We start from the raw sequence: 15,136 nt of genomic DNA, 5'->3' as shown, positions 1-15,136 counted from the left end.
TTTCAGCGGGTGCCGAGCACCACGCCTCTGGCGGCCATGAACGGCATCGGGTCGATCTGCAGACCGTTCACCCGCACCTCGAAATGCAGGTGGCATCCAGTGGATGCTCCCGTGCTGCCGACGAGCGCGATCGGCTGCCCGGCCTGCACGGTCTCGCCCACGGTGACGCCGATCCCGCCGTCGACGATGTGACCGTACGCGGTGTCGACGCCGCCGCCGTGGTCGATCATCACGAAGTTCCCGTACGAGCCGTTCGGCCCGGCCGCCACGACGGTGCCCGCCGACGCGGCGACGATAGTGGAACCGCATCCGGCGCCGATGTCGTCTCCCGGGTGGAACAGCGCGGTCCCCGCCGGGCGGGACGGGCGTGGGCCGAAGCCGTCGGTGAGCGGGCCGTGCACGGGGAGCACCCAGCCGGTGACGCCGACGGGGACGTTCACCAGGGCCTGCCAGCCGACCCCCGCCGCCTGCAGCGTGGGCATGGATGCGAGTGCGGACTCCGCGGTGTCGACCGCCGCCTGCGCGTCGGCGACCGCCTGCTCGCTGCCGTCGAGGTCGACGCCGTCCGCCGTGTGCTGCGCCTCGTCGGCCCTGTCGCGCAGGGCGGCGGCGCGCTCGGCGTCGCGCTTCGCGGCGGTCATCGCGGCCTCACGGTCGGCGGTGACCGACCGGAACCGGTCGACGGCGCCCAGCTTGTCGAGCAGGTTGCCCGGGCTGGCGAGCGCTGCGGTCAGCGGGTCCATCGTCAGCGACCGCGACCCCTGCGACCGGATGAGGGCGGTCGCGAACCCGGCGGACTGTTCGGCCTGCTGCTTCGCCGCCTTCGCCTGCGCGGCGAGCGCGTCGGCGGCGGCCACGGCCTGGTCCTTCTCGCGCTGCACGCCGCGCGACGCCTCCGTGGCGTCGGAGAGGGTCTGCTGGGCGGAAGCCAGATCGCTGGCCAGCTGGGCGGCCTGCTGAACCTGAGAATCGTCGAGGGTGACGCCGTTGTCGAAGACGGGGGACGGTTCGAGCGGGACCTGGTCGGTGGGGGCGGGAGTGGTCGGAGGCGGGGTGGGGGTCGGGGTGGGAGTCGGTGTCTTGGTGGGCGTGGGGGTTGGTGTCGGTGTTGGCGTGGGGGTGGGTGTCTGGGTGGGCGTGGGAGTCGGGGTCGGCGTGGGTGTTGGTGTTGGTGTCTCGGTCGGCTTCGGGGTGGGGGTGGGCGTCGGCGTGGGGCTCGTCGTCGAGTCGTCCGGGTCACCGTGGCCGGTGGAGGGGGTGGGCGATGGGGTCGGTGCCGGCGTGGAGGTCGAGCATCCGGTGTCGTCGGCGTCGCATCCCGCGGCGAAGGCCGTCTGCTGGGTGCCGAAGATCAGAGAGAGTGCGACGACGGCGACGGCGCCGATCCTGCCCGCGCCCACCTGGCCGCGGCCGCGATCGCCGCGGCGCGGACGTTCGCGTCGTGACCACTGCTCAGCGTGTTTCGGAGCTCTTCGCATCGTCACGCGGGCGGCCGGTGGGACCGGCGCGCCCGTGACTGAATGCTCTCACCGGCGGACACCCAGCACAAGGGTCCCAAAGCGGGGTACCGGGGAGTCGGATGCAGCTCACAGGGTCGGCACGCTACGGTGAAAGATTGTGACCGAAAGCACCACAGCCACCCCGCGCCGAGGCGCTAAGAAGTCGACCTGGAAATCGCTCCTGCGCGATGTCGTGGTCATCTTCCTCGTGGCCGTGCTGGTGTCGTTCCTGGTCAAGACGTTCGTGGTCCGCTCGTTCTACATCCCGTCGGGTTCGATGGAGAACACGCTGCAGATCAACGACAGGATCATCGTCAACGAGTTCCAGCCGAAACTGTTCGGCCTGCAGCGCGGCGACGTCGTGGTGTTCAAGGATCCGGGCGGCTGGCTGCCTGCCCCGGCCCCCAGCACCGCCAACCCCCTGCAGAAGGGAGTCGGCGCCGTCCTCGACTTCGTCGGCCTCGGCGCCTCCGACAGCGACCAGCACCTGGTCAAGCGCGTCATCGGCCTGCCGGGCGACCACATCACCTGCTGCAACGCCCTCGGTCAGCTGAGCGTCAACGGCGTCCCGCTGAAAGAGCCGTACGTGCTCCTCCCGGTCGGCGTCCAGGCGGTCTCCGCCAAGGCCTTCGACGTGACGGTCCCCGCCGGGAAGCTCTGGGTGATGGGCGACAACCGCTACGCCTCCGCAGACTCCCGCTACCACATGGACGACCCCGGCAAGGGCTTCGTCCCCCTCGACGACGTGGTCGGCCGCGCCTTCGTGGTCAGCTGGCCGGTGAGCCACTGGTCGTGGCTCAGCAACTACCCCGAAACGTTCGCGGGCACCGACAAGCAGAGCAGCGGGGGCTGAGGGCGGGCGGCGCCTACTCTGTTTTAGTATGCAAATACTTTATTGAAATTTTCCATCCCTGCTGTGTCACAGTGGCTTCATTCCCACGAACGGAGCCGATTGACATGCAGATGAGATGGCGCATTCTCGCGTCGACGACACTAGCGATGAGCTTGATTGCATCCGGCAGTGTTGCCGCAAATGCCCATGAGGTCAACGCCTCGAGCGGAGACGTTCAACTCTTCGTACGTCACGATGGCAAACCCACCAGAATCGACGCATCCACGATGTCGGCGTACACGTTCGACCTCACAGAACCCGCGGTGGACAGTCCCGCGTCATCGCGGCTCATCGGGTGGGATCAGTGGTTTGGCTGCTTTTCCTTGAACCATCGCGACGATGTCTTTTCGACCTACACGCACTATTGGGACGGCGTCGGGCACGACATCCGCCTTAAGTGCGGCGAAGGCGACGCGTACTCCGGATGGGGGTACAAGCACATTCGCGCGAAGCACGAGGGCGACTGGCAGAGCAAACTCGATGCCGCGCGTCAACGCGGCTGGAATTCTGCCTCCCAGGGGGTTGAGTCCTGGGATGATCTCATGGCGGGTGCCATCGGCGAGGTCACATGGTGGCCGGACGTCAAGCAGGGCAATGCCGCGGCCCAGACTACGTGCGCGATCTCAGAACTGATGTTCGTCAATACGCGTACGGGCGAGATCGTCTACTCCTTCTATGCCCGAGTGGGGTGGGCAAACAATAACGACCGGGTTATCACCGCATTTCCGCAAAGCACACTTCGGTGCTGAAAGACCTTCGCGGCACCTACTCGCCCCAGAATTCCCGGCGAACCTCGGCGAACTCCCACAGCTCATCCTGCAGCAGGTCGGCGAGCATCTGGCCGTCGGCGAACCACCCGGCCGCCTCGTCGGCGCTCAGCCAGCCACTCATCGCCCGACACTCCCAGCGCGCGCTCCACTCAGCCAGACGTTCCGCGAGCCCGGCACTGACTCCCAGCGTCCCCGGCTCGACTGGCCCCTCCTCTGCGATCCAGAGCGGCCAGCGAACCGTATGCTCCGGGAGGATTCGGACCACCGTCAGCTCGCCGTCCCGGAGTTTGGCCGCGCGCGTGATCGCCTCGTCTGCGGTGCGCGACGGCGGCACCAGGATCTCCTCCTGCGTGACAGGATCCACGACCCAGGCGCCCATTTCGCTCATACGTCGATCATGGCGCACGCGCCTACGACTCCGCTTTCCCCAGCCGCCAGTACCCCATGAACGCCACGCGGCTTCGGTCGATGCCGCTGCCGGTCACCAGCATCCTGCGCAGGGTCTTCACGGTGGACGACTCCCCCGCGATCCACGCGTAGAAGCCGCTCGGCGCCTGCTCCGGGCTCTCCCACAAGGTCTCGACGTCGATGTCGACGTCGTCGAGTCGCTGCTCGCGAGTGGCGGATGCGCCCGCGACCGTCTCCGGATGCGCGGCGAGCCAGTCCTGCACCGCTGGGATGAGGCGGCAGCCGTTGTCCCCGCCCGCGCGGTCGAGCCAGGTGACCGTGCATCCGGCCGGGTGGCTGAGCGCGAGGCTGTCGCGCGCATCCGGCACCTCGATGTACGCGTGGGCGCGGCGGCCGGCCGGGAGGGTTTCGAGGATCGCGGAGATCGCGGGGGCGGCGGTCTCGTCTCCGACCAGGAGCAGGTCGCTCGCGTCGCCGGGCCGCCAGTCGATGCCCGTGCCGCAGTGGATGCTGCGGGCGTCCGGCCCGACCACGATCACCTCGGCGCCCGGTGCCGCTTCTGCGAGCCAGCGGGCGGCCGGGCCGCCGTCGCCGTGGGAGACGAAGTCGACGTCGAGGAGGCGCGCATCCTGGTCGATCGCGCGGACCGTGTACGTGCGGAACGGGTTGCGAAGGTGGTCGGGGAGGGAGCGCCAGCGGTCGTACCAGTCGCCGGCGAGCATCGCATCCTCGCTGTCGGCGCCGAGGTCGGAGAAGCTGCCGTCCGGCAGGGGGAAGACGATCTTGATGCGCTGGTCGAGGCAGTCCGTGCCGAACGTGTCGAAGGCGTCGGACGCGAAGGTGACGCGGACGAAGCTCGGGCTGAGCTGCCGCACACCGACGACGGTCGCGCGGTATGGGCGGTAGCCAGGTCGGTCGGTCTTCTCGAGTGCGAGCAACGGCACAGGGCGCCTTCCTGATCGGGTGGTCGAGACTTAGGTAAGGCTACACTAACCACCTTCCGAGCTTCCAGGTCCGGGGTCGCCGCTGCAGGCCATACAGTGTTCACCGTGGAGAGCAACGGCCAGAGCAGAGCGCCCGGCGTGCGCGACGTCGCCCGGGTCGCCGGGGTGTCGCGCCAGACCGTCTCGCGCGTGATGAACGAGCACCCCAGCATCCGGGACGAGACCAGGATGCGCGTGCTCGCCGCGATGGAGGAGCTGCGGTTCCGCCCCAACCGCGCCGCCAGGATGCTCACCACGGCGCGCTCGATGACCATCGGCGTGCTCGCGTCGTCCGCCTCCACCCTGTTCGGACCGGCGAGCAGCATCGACGCCGTCGAGAAGGCCGCCCGCGACGCCGGATACTTCGTGACGGTCGCCCACGTCGCCGACACCACCGCGGAGGAGGTGGACGCCGCCCTCGAACACCTGGCGGCGCAGGCGGTGGACGGGATCGTGGTCGTCGCCCCCGAACGCCCGGTGGTGGATGCGCTCCGCTCGGCGGCGCCCGGCGTCCCGTTCGTCACGCTGCACGGCTCGCAGGAGCCCGGAGAGGACGGCGTCGTGGTCGACCAGTTCGCCGGCGCGCGACTGGCGGTGCGGCACCTGCTCGACCTCGGGCACCGGCGCATCGCCCACCTCGCCGGACCGGCCGAGTGGGAGGAAGCGGCCGCCCGCCAGCGCGGCTTCACCGCGGAGCTGGCGGTGGACGGTCTGGAGGGGATCGTGACGGAGCCGGGCGACTGGACCTCCGCATCCGGAGCACGCATCGGCGCCACGCTGTTCGACGGGTCGGGCGGAGACGGCGTGACGGCGGTGTTCTCGTCGAACGACCAGATGGCACTCGGGCTGCTGCACGTCCTGCGCGAGAGCGGACGCCGCGTGCCGGAGGACGTGAGCGTGATCGGCTTCGACGACATCCCGGAGGCCGCGTACTTCGCGCCGCCGCTCACCACGGTGCGGCAGGACTTCCGTGAGCTGGGCCGCCGCTGCGTCGCCCGCCTCCTCGCCGAGATCGCGGCATCCGCCGCGCCCCCGCTCGCCGCCCCCATCGCCCCCACGCTCGTCCTCCGGGCCTCCACCGGCGCCCCCCGATAATCGAGTCCGCAGTTATGCACGCGACACGCCGCGGGGAGCGTGCATAAGTCCGGACTCGATGGCTTCGCGGGCGACCCCGGATTGACAGAGCGCGAGCGCGCGGGCGATACTGATGCAGCAATGTGACCGGTCACACTGGTGTGAGGGAGACGGATGACGGACCACGAGAACAGCCACGCGCCCGGAGCCGCGACCGGCCCAGCGACCGGCCCAGCCACCGGCCACGACGCCATCGCCGCCGCCCGCACGGCCCTCGGCATCGAGCTCGGCTCGACGCGCATCAAGGCGTGCCTGGTCGACGCGGACGACCCGTCCACCGTGCTCGCCGTGGGCTCGCACGAGTGGGAGAACGAGTTCGTCGACCGCATCTGGACGTACTCCCTCGACGCCGTGCGCACCGGCCTGCAGGCCGCATACGCCGACCTCGTCGCCGACGCGGAGCGCCGCCACGGCATCCGCCCGCAGAGCTTCGGCACCATCGGCGTCTCCGCCATGATGCACGGCTACCTCCCGCTCGACGAGCACGGCGAGGCCATCGCCCCGTTCCGCACCTGGCGCAACACCACCACGGGAGCGGCCGCCGCCGAGCTCACCGAGCTGTTCGGCGTGAACATCCCGCTCCGCTGGTCCATCGCCCACCTGCACCAGGCCGTGCTCGACGCCGAGCAGCACCTTCCGCGGCTGCGCTCGCTGACCACGCTCGCCGGGTACGTGCACCGGCTGCTCACCGGGCGCTCGGTGCTCGGCGTCGGCGACGCATCCGGGATGTTCCCGATCGACTCGTCCACGAAGGGCTACGACGCCGAGCTGATCGCGCGCTACGACGCCCTCGCCGCCGACCGCCTCCCGACCGGAAGCGTCGCCGACCTGCTGCCCGAGGTGCTCGTCGCCGGTGAGCACGCGGGCGAGCTGACCGCGGAGGGCGCCGCCTACCTCGACCCGTCCAGCGAGCTGCGCCCCGGCGCCGTGTTCTGCCCGCCGGAGGGCGACGCGGGCACCGGGATGGTCGCCACGGACTCCGTCGCGCCGCGCACCGGCAACGTCAGCGCCGGCACCAGCATCTTCGCCATGGTCGTGCTCGAACGCCCGCTCGGCGGCCTGCACCACGAACTCGACCTAGTCACGACGCCCGCGGGCGATCAGGTGGCGATGGTGCACTGCAACAACGGGGCGAGCGAGCTCGCGGCGTGGGCCGGCCTGTTCGCGCGGTTCTCCGCCGCATCCGGGGCAGCCCTCGACACCGACGCCGTCTACGACACGCTGTTCCGCGAGGCGCTCGACGGCGACAGCGACGCCGGGGGGATCCTCGCGTACAACACGCTCGCCGGCGAGCCCATCGCCGGTCTCACCGAGGGCCGGCCGCTCGTCGTCCGCACCCCCGAGAGCCGGTTCACCCTCGGCAACGTGGTCCGCGCCCAGCTGTACGGCGTCTTCGGCGTCCTCGCACTCGGGATGCGCGTGCTGGCCGACGAGGGCGTCGCGCTCGACAGGATGTTCGCCCACGGCGGCATGTTCCGCACGGCTGGCGTTGCGCAGCGCTTCCTCGCCGGGGCACTGGATGCGCCGGTCTCCGTCTCCGAGACGGCGTCCGAGGGCGGCGCGTGGGGCATCGCGGTGCTCGCCGCGTTCACCGGTTCCGCGTCCGACTCCCCCGTCGACCTGGACACCTACCTGCGCACCGCCGTCTTCGGCACCTTCGCGTTCGAGACCACCACCCCCGACCCCGACGACGTCGCCGGCTTCGCCTCCTATCTCGACCGCTACCGCTCCGGCCTCGCCATCGAGCAGGCGGCCGTCGACGCGATGCCCCTGGAAGGACCTGCAGCATGACCGGATCCACCGAGTACACCGAAACGCCCGCCGTCCGCGCCGTGCGCGAGCAGGTCTCCGCCCTGCACGCGGAGCTCACCCGCAACGGCCTCGTGGTCTGGACAGGTGGGAACATCTCGGGCCGCGTCCCCGGCAGCGATCTGTTCGTCATCAAACCGAGCGGCGTCGACTACGACGACCTGGCGCCGGAGAACATGATCCTCTGCACGCTCGACGGCGACGTCGTCCCCGGCTCAGCAGGATCCGACCGCTCCCCCTCCAGCGACACCGCAGCGCACGCGTACGTCTACCGCAACATGCCCGAGGTGGGCGGCGTCGTCCACACCCACTCCACGTACGCGACGGCGTGGGCGGCGCGCGCCGAGCCCATCCCATGCGTCATCACGGCGATGGCGGACGAGTTCGGCGGCGACATCCCCGTCGGCCCGTTCGCGATCATCGGCGACGACTCGATCGGCCGCGGCATCGTCGCGACGCTCACCGGGCACCGCTCGCGCGCCGTGCTCATGCAGAACCACGGCGTCTTCACCATCGGCAGGGATGCCCGGGATGCGGTCAAGGCCGCCGTCATGACGGAGGACGTCGCCCGCACCGTGCACATCGCCAAGCAGGGCGGCGAGCTCGTGCCCATCGCCCAGGACGCCATCGACGCCCTGTACCACCGCTACCAGAACGTCTACGGACAGAACCCGGAAGGATCCCTCAGCTGATGCCGAAGCTCTCGACCACGCTCGACCACTACGAGGTCTGGTTCCTCACCGGAAGCCAGCACCTCTACGGCCCGGAGACGCTCGCGCAGGTCGCCGAGCAGTCCCGCGCGATCGCCGACCAGCTCGCCGCCTCCAGCGACGTCCCCGTGCGCATCGTCTGGAAGCCGGTGCTCACCGACGCGGACGCCATCCGCCGCATCGCCCTGGAGGCCAACGCCGACGACGCCGTCATCGGCCTCATCGCGTGGATGCACACGTTCAGCCCCGCGAAGATGTGGATCGCCGGTCTCGACGCACTCCGCAAGCCGCTGCTGCACTTCCACACGCAGGCGAACGTCGAGCTTCCGTGGGGCGAGATCGACTTCGACTTCATGAACCTCAACCAGGCGGCGCACGGCGACCGCGAGTTCGGCTACATCCAGTCGCGGCTCGGCGTTCCGCGCACCACGGTCGTCGGCCACGTCTCGAACCCGGACGTCGCATCCCGGATCGGCACGTGGATGCGCGCCGCAGCGGGCTGGGCGGCCACCCGCTCGCTCAAGCTGGCGCGCTTCGGCGACAACATGCGGTTCGTCGCCGTCACCGAAGGCGACAAGACGGAGGCGGAGCTGCGGTTCGGCGTGCAGGTGAACACCTGGGGCGTCAACGAGCTGGCCGACGCCGTCGCGGCGGCCGCCGAGTCGGACATCGACGCGCTGGTCGCCGAGTACGAGGACCTCTACGACGTCGCGCCCGAGCTGCGCCGCGGCGGAGAGCGCCACTCCTCGCTCCGGGACGGCGCCGCGATCGAGATCGGCCTGCGGTCGTTCCTCGAAGAGGGCGGCTTCGGCGCGTTCACCACGAGTTTCGAAGACCTCGGCGCGCTGAAGCAGCTGCCCGGGCTCGCCGTGCAGCGGCTGATGGCCGAGGGGTACGGCTTCGGCGCGGAGGGCGACTGGAAGACCGCGATCCTCGTGCGCGCGGCGAGCGTGATGGGAGCCGGCCTCCCCGGCGGCGCCTCCCTGATGGAGGACTACACCTACGACCTCACCCCCGGCGACGAGCGCATCCTCGGAGCGCACATGCTCGAGGTGAGCCCGGCGCTCAGCTCGACGAAGGCGACGCTCGAGGTGCATCCCCTCGGCATCGGCGGCAAGGACGACCCTGTGCGCCTCGTGTTCACCGCCGACCCCGGCCCCGCCGTCGTCGTGGCGCTCTCGGACATGCGCGACCGGTTCCGCCTGGTGGCGAACGTGGTCGAGGTAGTCGAGCCGACCGCTCCGCTCCCCCACCTGCCGGTGGGCAGGGCGGTCTGGAAGCCGGCCCCCGACTTCACGACCTCCGCCACGGCCTGGCTGGAGGCGGGGGCAGCGCACCACACGGTGATGTCGACCGCCGTCGGCCTGCAGGCGTTCGAGGACTTCGCCAGGATGGCGGAGACCGAGCTGCTGATCATCGACGAGCAGACCACGCTCCGCGGCTTCACCGAGTCGCTGCGCTGGAACGCGGCGTACTACCGCCTCGCCCGCGGCATCTAGCCGCCCACCGACCCCTGGCCGCCGGCCTGTCATCGGCGACGGCGGCCAGGTCCACCTCTGCACGGGGCCATCGGGCCCGGCGGGCCGTCGGCTAGAGGTCGAGCGGGCCGAGCGACGGGTGCGCGACGAAGCGGACCGCGGGGTCCGTTGCGATCTCGAGTTCGAGCGCGACGATGCTGTTCGTGCCTGCGCGGAGGATCGGCGCCGGGACGTAGAGCGTGTACTGCGGGCCGCGCGACCAGTACCGGCCCAGGCAGAACCCGTTGATCCACACGGCGCCCTTCCCCCAGCCGCTCGTGTCGAGGTAGAGGTCGGCGGGCTCGTCCAGCTCGAACGTCCCCGACGCGAAAACCGGCCCGGACAGCACGTCGACGACCTCGCGGCGCACTGCGGCGAGCGCGCTCTCGATGCCAGCGACCGCCGCAGAAGAGGAGACGTCGATCGGGTCGACGGTCCATCCCGTCACCTCGCGCCCGTCGACGGCGACCGGACCGATCAGCCCCTTCGCTTCCCCGATGCGGGTGCCGTAGTCGACGCGCCCCTGGTTCTCGATCAAGATGTGCAGCTCTCCGCCGCCCGGGAGCACCAGCGCGCGCTCCTTGTTCTCCCGCGCGAGTCGTCCGACGGGGACGCCGTCGAGCGTCAGCCAGGCGCGGTCGCGCACCTCGCCGACCGTGAGCACCGAGCCGGCGTCGGCGTCGATGGATGCGCGGTATGAGGCGAACGGACCGTACTGGCCGAGCGCATCCATCGTCGGAGGCTGCTCGGCGTCCACGGAGCCGGAGAAGACGGCGCGGACCTCGTCGAGCGGCAGCGCCGCGTCGAACGCGCTCGTCACGACGGGCGCAGCGCCGGAGGCGACGGGCACCTCGTCCGGAACGGGCGCGTGACGGGCGATCGTCTCCCGGAACGCCCAGTACTTCGCCGTGGGGTTGCCCGCCTCGTCGAGCGGGGCGTCGTAGTCGTAACTCGTGACGATCGGCGTGTAGTGGCCCTTGTGGTTGGCTCCGTTGGTGAAGCCGAAGTTCGTTCCGCCGTGCACGACGTAGAGGTTCACCGACGCGCCGGCCGCGAGCAGCGCATCCAGTTCGGCCGCCGAGTCCTCCGGCGCGGTGATGTGGTGGTATTCGCCCCACTGGTCGAACCAGCCGTTCCAGAACTCGGAGCACATCAGCGGTCCGGTCGGCTGGTGCTCGCGCAGGGTGGCCAGGCGCTCGACGGCACGCGAGCCGAACGACGCCGTGCGGTGCAGTTCCGGGAGGGAGCCGTTCTCGAGCATCGCGGGCTGCGGCTGGTCGACCGTGGTCAGCGGCACGACGATCCCGGATGCGCGGGTCACGTCGACGAGCGCCCGCAGGTAGTCCTTGTCGTCGCCGTACGCGCCGTACTCGTTCTCGATCTGCACGAGCACGACGGGGCCGCCCTCGTCGATCTGCCGAGGGGCGACGATCGCGTAGACCTCGCGCAGGTAGCGGGTGACCGCCGCGAGGTAGCGCGGCTCGCTGCGGCGGATGCCGACGCCGGGCTCGGCGGTCAACCAGGCCGGCAGGCCGCCGTTGACCCACTCGGCGCAGATGTACGGGCCCGGGCGCACGATGGCGCGCATCCCCTCCGCGGCGACGGCGTCGAGGAACGCGCCGAGGTCGAGGCCGTCCTCGGCGGTCCAGGTGCCTTCGACCGACTCGTGCAGGTTCCACGGCACGTAGGTCTCGATGGTGTTCAGCCCCATCAGCCTGGCCTTGTGGATGCGGTCGGCCCACAACCCCGGGTGCACGCGGAAGTAGTGCAGCGCGCCGGAGATCACCTGGAACGGTTCGCCGTCGAGCAGGAAGTCGCGCTCGCCGATCTCGAACCGGGCAGGCCGCTCCGCCGTGGCGGTCCCGGTCTCCCGGGTGCCCGTGTCCCGGGTGTCGGTGTCTGCTGTGCCCGTAGCCATCGGTGCCGTCGTCTCCATCGTGTCGTCCGCGCCCGCCGGGGCGCCGGTGTTCGTGCTTGTTCCGTGGCTGCGGCCGGCCGCGTCGGGCGACCGGCCGCATCCACTGTCGTGCTGTGTGCTGCTTACTTGCCGGTGACGGTGAAGCCCTGCTGGTTGCCGTAGTCGACCAGCGACTTCTGCCAGGCCTGCAGGCCTGTGTTCAGATCGCTGTTGTTCGAGTACGCCTGGCCGACCGTGTCGCCGTAGATGCTGTTCGCGTAGACCTGGAACGGCAGGTACTGCCAGCCGGTCGAGACGTTCTTCGCACCGTCGACGAGCACCTCGTTGATCTTCTGGCCGCCGAAGTAGTCGGGCGCAGAGGCGAGGAAGTCGCTCGCTTCGAGGTCCTTCGTGGTCGACGGGAAGCCGCCGGACTGCAGGAAGACCTTGATCGACTCCGGGCTGTTGTTCAGCCACTTGAGGAAGCCGGCGGCGAGCGCCGGGTTCTTGCTCTGCTTGAGCACGACCTGGCCGCCGCCGCCGTTCTCGGCGTTGGCCGGGGTGCCGTCGTAGGTCGGGACCGGAGCGACGCGCCACTGGCCGGAGCCGTCCTTCACCGACGACTCGAGCACGCCGGGCATCCAGGCGCCGGTGACGAGGGTGGCGATGGAGCCGTTGCCGAGCGCCTTGAACCAGTCGTCGCTCCAGCCGGGGACGGAGGAGAGCAGCTTGTTCTCGACGAGCTTGTTCCAGGTGCCCGTCCACTTCTTGGTGCCGTCGTCCTGGAGGTTGATCGACACCTTGGTGCCGTCGACCTGGAACGGACGGCCGCCGGCCTGCCAGATCATGCTGGTGGTGAAGCCGGAGTCACCCGAGTCGCTGGTGATGTACTTGGTCGGGTCTGCCGCGTGCAGCTTGGTGGCGGCATCCACGTACTCGTCCCAGGTCTTCGGCACGGCGATGCCGTACTTGTCGAAGACCGTCTTGTTGTAGAACATGGCCATGGGGCCGGAGTCCTGCGGGAGGCCGACGAGCTCGCCGCCGACGTTCACGGAGCCCCACGGGCCGGGCGTGTAGTCGCTCTTCAGCTTGTCGAAGCCGTACTGCTTGAGGTCGACGAGAGCCTTGCCGAGCGCGAACTGCGGGATGGCGTAGTACTCGACCTGGGCGACATCCGGGGCGCCGGAGCCCGCCTTGATGGCGTTCTGCAGCTTGGTGTACTCGGTGGTGTTCGTGCCGGCGTTGACCAGCTTGACCTTCACCTTCGGGTACTGCTTCTCGAACGCGGCGACCTGGGCCTCTGCCGACGGGGTCCACGACCAGTACGTGATCGTGCCGCCCTCCTTCAGTGCCGCCTCGATGTCGGAGGAGCTGCCTCCGGATGCTGCGGTGCCGCCGGAGCAGGCGGCGAGCGACGCGCCGATCACGGCGCTGACGGCGATGGCCGTCGCGACGCGTCGAAGCACCGACGAACGCGAGATGCGCTTCATGGTGTTCCTTTCACTTCATTCACTTCATCGGGATGAGGGTGTGTGCTGGGCAGGACGCCCGTGGGAGGGGTGGTGCGGGTGCAAGCAGCGGTCTCCCGTCACTGCTTGACGCTTCCGGCGCTCAACCCCGACTGCCAGAACCGCTGCAGGAAGAGGAAGGCGATGACGATGGGCACGATGGTGAGCAGCGAGCCCGTGATGACGAGGTTGTAGATCGGCTGCGCGCCGACGCCGATGGCCTGCGCGCTCCACTGGCCGAGGCCGACGGTGAGCGGGTACCACTGCGGGTCGCTCAGCATGATCAGCGGCAGGAAGTAGTTGTTCCAGGTGGCGACGATCGCGAACAGCAGCACCGTGACGATGCCGGGGGCGAGCAGCCGCAGCGAGATGGTGAAGAAGGTGCGGAACTCGCCCGCGCCGTCCATCCTGGCCGCTTCGAGCAGTTCGGTCGGGATGGCCTCCGACGCGTACGTCCAGACCAGGTAGAGGCCGAACGGGCTGACCAGCGACGGCAGGATGACCGCCCACGGCGTGTTCGTCAGGCCCACCTGGCTGAACATCAGGAAGGTCGGGACGGCGAGGGCGGTTCCCGGCACCGCGATGGCACCGAGGACGATGGCGAACACCGCGCGCTTGCCGGGGAAGTTGTACTTCGCGAGCCCGTATCCCGCGACGGTCGCCAGCAGGGTCGCGCCGCCGGCGCCCACCACCACGTAGAGCAGGGTGTTGCCGAACCACTGCAGGAAGATCCCGTTGCGGTAGGTGAGGGTGTCCGCGATATTCTGGAACAGCGAGAACCCGTTGCCGAACCAGAGGCCGAACGAGGAGAACAGCTCCGGCTGGGTCTTGGTGGCGTTCACGATCAGCCAGACCAGCGGGACGATCGAGTAGATCGTGAAGATCACCATGACGATGGTGAGCACGATCGACCGGCGCTGCCGCGGGTTGCGGCGGGCGGCGCCCGACGATCCGGATGCACGGGATGCGCGCCGCGCCGGGGTGCGGCCCTCGCGTTCGGGGGCGATGGCGACCATCAGGCGTTCTCCTTCCTCGAGCCGCGCAACTGCACGACGTAGGCGATGACTGCGGTGAGCACGCCCATGACGATCGCGACGGTGGCCGCGTAGTTGAATTGCTGACCGGCGAACGAGAGGTTGTATGCGTACATGTTCGGGGTGAAGTAGCTGGAGATGGCGTTCGGTGCCAGCGGCTTCAGCAGGTTCGGCTCGTTGAAGAGCTGGAAGCTGCCGATGATCGAGAAGATCGTGGCGATCACGATGGCGCCGCGAACGGCCGGGATCTTGATGCTGAACACTGTGCGGATCGCGCCGGCGCCGTCGATCTCGGCCGCCTCGTACAGCTCGCCCGGGATGACCTTGAGCGCCGCGTAGAAGATGAGCATGTTGTAGCCCATGAACTCCCAGGTGACGATGTTGCCGATGGAGCCGAGGATCCAGGAGCCGCTCAGCGGGGCGAAGCTGGTGCCGAGCAGGTCGTTGAGGCTTGCAGTGAGGCCGAACTGGTCACCGTAGATGAAGCCCCAGATGAGGGCGGCGACGACACCGGGCACCGCGTACGGCAGGAAGATCGCGATCCGGAAGAAGCCGGCGCCGTGGAGGCGGGCGCTGTCCAGGGCGAGTGCCGCCGTGAGGGAGAGCACCAGCATGATCGGCACCTGCACCACCAGGAACACGGTGACGCGACCGAGCGACTCCCAGAACTTCGCGTCGGTGAAGACGGCGATGTAGTTCTCCAGGCCGACGAAGGCGTTGCCTCCGATGAGCTGCTGCCGGAACAGGCTGAGATAGATCGCGTAGATCACGGGCGCGACGATCATGGCCGCGAACACGATCAGGAACGGGGCTACGAACGCCCAGCCGCGCCAGTCGCGACGGTGGCGTCGGCGCGGCGCGCTGAGGGCTGCGCTACGGGGTGCGGACGTCGTTGTCAATGTGGTCTTCCTTGTCGTCACGCCGATGTTTACGTCAACATCAGCGGGGCTACACTAGCATGTTGACGTCAACATG

At 69.6% G+C, this 15,136-nt stretch carries 13 protein-coding genes; 6 read left to right on the top strand and 7 right to left on the bottom strand.

Features of this window, described 5'->3' with window-relative positions:
• Nucleotides 1–2: 2 nt before the first annotated feature.
• Complete coding sequence (locus AC1ROC_RS12760) at nucleotides 3–1,400, bottom strand: M23 family metallopeptidase (protein ID WP_493000560.1); 1,398 nt, start codon at nucleotides 1,398–1,400, stop codon at nucleotides 3–5.
• A 217-nt stretch (nucleotides 1,401–1,617) separates the two neighbouring features.
• Between AC1ROC_RS12760 and lepB the strand changes: the two genes are divergently transcribed.
• Both lepB and AC1ROC_RS12750 read left to right on the top strand, forming a co-directional pair.
• A complete protein-coding gene (gene lepB / locus AC1ROC_RS12755; protein ID WP_085371440.1) occupies nucleotides 1,618–2,352 on the top strand; it encodes a signal peptidase I in 735 nt (244 codons plus the stop codon).
• A gap of 104 nt (nucleotides 2,353–2,456) precedes the next feature.
• Complete coding sequence (locus AC1ROC_RS12750) at nucleotides 2,457–3,140, top strand: hypothetical protein (protein WP_085371441.1); 684 nt, start codon at nucleotides 2,457–2,459, stop codon at nucleotides 3,138–3,140.
• A gap of 16 nt (nucleotides 3,141–3,156) precedes the next feature.
• Here the strand turns inward: AC1ROC_RS12750 and AC1ROC_RS12745 are convergent, their stop codons facing one another.
• Both AC1ROC_RS12745 and AC1ROC_RS12740 read right to left on the bottom strand, forming a co-directional pair.
• Complete coding sequence (locus AC1ROC_RS12745) at nucleotides 3,157–3,549, bottom strand: immunity protein CdiI family protein (RefSeq protein WP_085371442.1); 393 nt, start codon at nucleotides 3,547–3,549, stop codon at nucleotides 3,157–3,159.
• Nucleotides 3,550–3,571: 22 nt separating this feature from the next.
• Entirely contained in the window at nucleotides 3,572–4,513 is a 942-nt protein-coding gene (locus AC1ROC_RS12740) for a siderophore-interacting protein (protein ID WP_493000558.1), read from the bottom strand.
• A gap of 105 nt (nucleotides 4,514–4,618) precedes the next feature.
• Here AC1ROC_RS12740 and AC1ROC_RS12735 point away from each other — a divergent pair, with 105 nt between their 5' ends.
• From AC1ROC_RS12735 to araA, 4 genes are all read left to right on the top strand, one after another.
• Entirely contained in the window at nucleotides 4,619–5,647 is a 1,029-nt protein-coding gene (locus tag AC1ROC_RS12735) for a LacI family DNA-binding transcriptional regulator (RefSeq protein WP_493000556.1), read from the top strand.
• 153 nt (nucleotides 5,648–5,800) lie between these two features.
• Nucleotides 5,801–7,477 (top strand): xylulokinase, encoded by a 1,677-nt coding sequence (locus AC1ROC_RS12730; protein WP_493000554.1) that lies wholly within the window; start codon nucleotides 5,801–5,803, stop codon nucleotides 7,475–7,477.
• Nucleotides 7,474–8,187 (top strand): L-ribulose-5-phosphate 4-epimerase, encoded by a 714-nt coding sequence (locus AC1ROC_RS12725; RefSeq protein WP_493000552.1) that lies wholly within the window; start codon nucleotides 7,474–7,476, stop codon nucleotides 8,185–8,187. The genes AC1ROC_RS12730 and AC1ROC_RS12725 overlap by 4 nt, the downstream gene beginning before the upstream one ends.
• Nucleotides 8,187–9,704: an L-arabinose isomerase gene (gene araA, locus AC1ROC_RS12720; RefSeq protein WP_493000550.1), complete on the top strand. Its 1,518-nt coding sequence runs from the start codon at nucleotides 8,187–8,189 to the stop codon at nucleotides 9,702–9,704. Before AC1ROC_RS12725 ends, araA begins: the two co-directional genes overlap by 1 nt.
• 91 nt (nucleotides 9,705–9,795) lie before the next feature.
• On the opposite strand, the gene AC1ROC_RS12715 is transcribed toward araA, so the two are convergent.
• From AC1ROC_RS12715 to AC1ROC_RS12700, 4 genes are all read right to left on the bottom strand, one after another.
• Entirely contained in the window at nucleotides 9,796–11,640 is a 1,845-nt protein-coding gene (locus AC1ROC_RS12715) for a glycoside hydrolase family 35 protein (RefSeq protein ID WP_493000548.1), read from the bottom strand.
• Between the two features lie 122 nt (nucleotides 11,641–11,762).
• Complete coding sequence (locus AC1ROC_RS12710) at nucleotides 11,763–13,109, bottom strand: ABC transporter substrate-binding protein (RefSeq protein ID WP_493000546.1); 1,347 nt, start codon at nucleotides 13,107–13,109, stop codon at nucleotides 11,763–11,765.
• A 98-nt stretch (nucleotides 13,110–13,207) separates the two neighbouring features.
• Entirely contained in the window at nucleotides 13,208–14,143 is a 936-nt protein-coding gene (locus AC1ROC_RS12705; RefSeq protein ID WP_085371387.1) for a carbohydrate ABC transporter permease, read from the bottom strand.
• Entirely contained in the window at nucleotides 14,143–15,060 is a 918-nt protein-coding gene (locus tag AC1ROC_RS12700; RefSeq protein ID WP_493000544.1) for a carbohydrate ABC transporter permease, read from the bottom strand. The genes AC1ROC_RS12705 and AC1ROC_RS12700 overlap by 1 nt, the downstream gene beginning before the upstream one ends.
• Between the last annotated feature and the right edge of the window lie 76 nt (nucleotides 15,061–15,136).

Source organism: Leifsonia sp. GW821-FHT13C05, assembly GCF_058806515.1.
This window is presented reverse-complemented; position numbering and strand designations above follow the sequence as displayed.

Coding starts and splice junctions, on each gene's coding strand:
- AC1ROC_RS12725 (WP_493000552.1), top strand. CDS start 7,474: ATGACCGGATCCACCGAGTACACCGAAACGCCCGCCGTCCGCGCCGTG.
- AC1ROC_RS12750 (WP_085371441.1), top strand. CDS start 2,457: ATGCAGATGAGATGGCGCATTCTCGCGTCGACGACACTAGCGATGAGC.
- AC1ROC_RS12710 (WP_493000546.1), bottom strand. CDS start 13,109: ATGAAGCGCATCTCGCGTTCGTCGGTGCTTCGACGCGTCGCGACGGCC.
- AC1ROC_RS12715 (WP_493000548.1), bottom strand. CDS start 11,640: ATGGCTACGGGCACAGCAGACACCGACACCCGGGACACGGGCACCCGG.
- araA (WP_493000550.1), top strand. CDS start 8,187: ATGCCGAAGCTCTCGACCACGCTCGACCACTACGAGGTCTGGTTCCTC.
- AC1ROC_RS12730 (WP_493000554.1), top strand. CDS start 5,801: ATGACGGACCACGAGAACAGCCACGCGCCCGGAGCCGCGACCGGCCCA.
- AC1ROC_RS12705 (WP_085371387.1), bottom strand. CDS start 14,143: ATGGTCGCCATCGCCCCCGAACGCGAGGGCCGCACCCCGGCGCGGCGC.
- AC1ROC_RS12745 (WP_085371442.1), bottom strand. CDS start 3,549: ATGAGCGAAATGGGCGCCTGGGTCGTGGATCCTGTCACGCAGGAGGAG.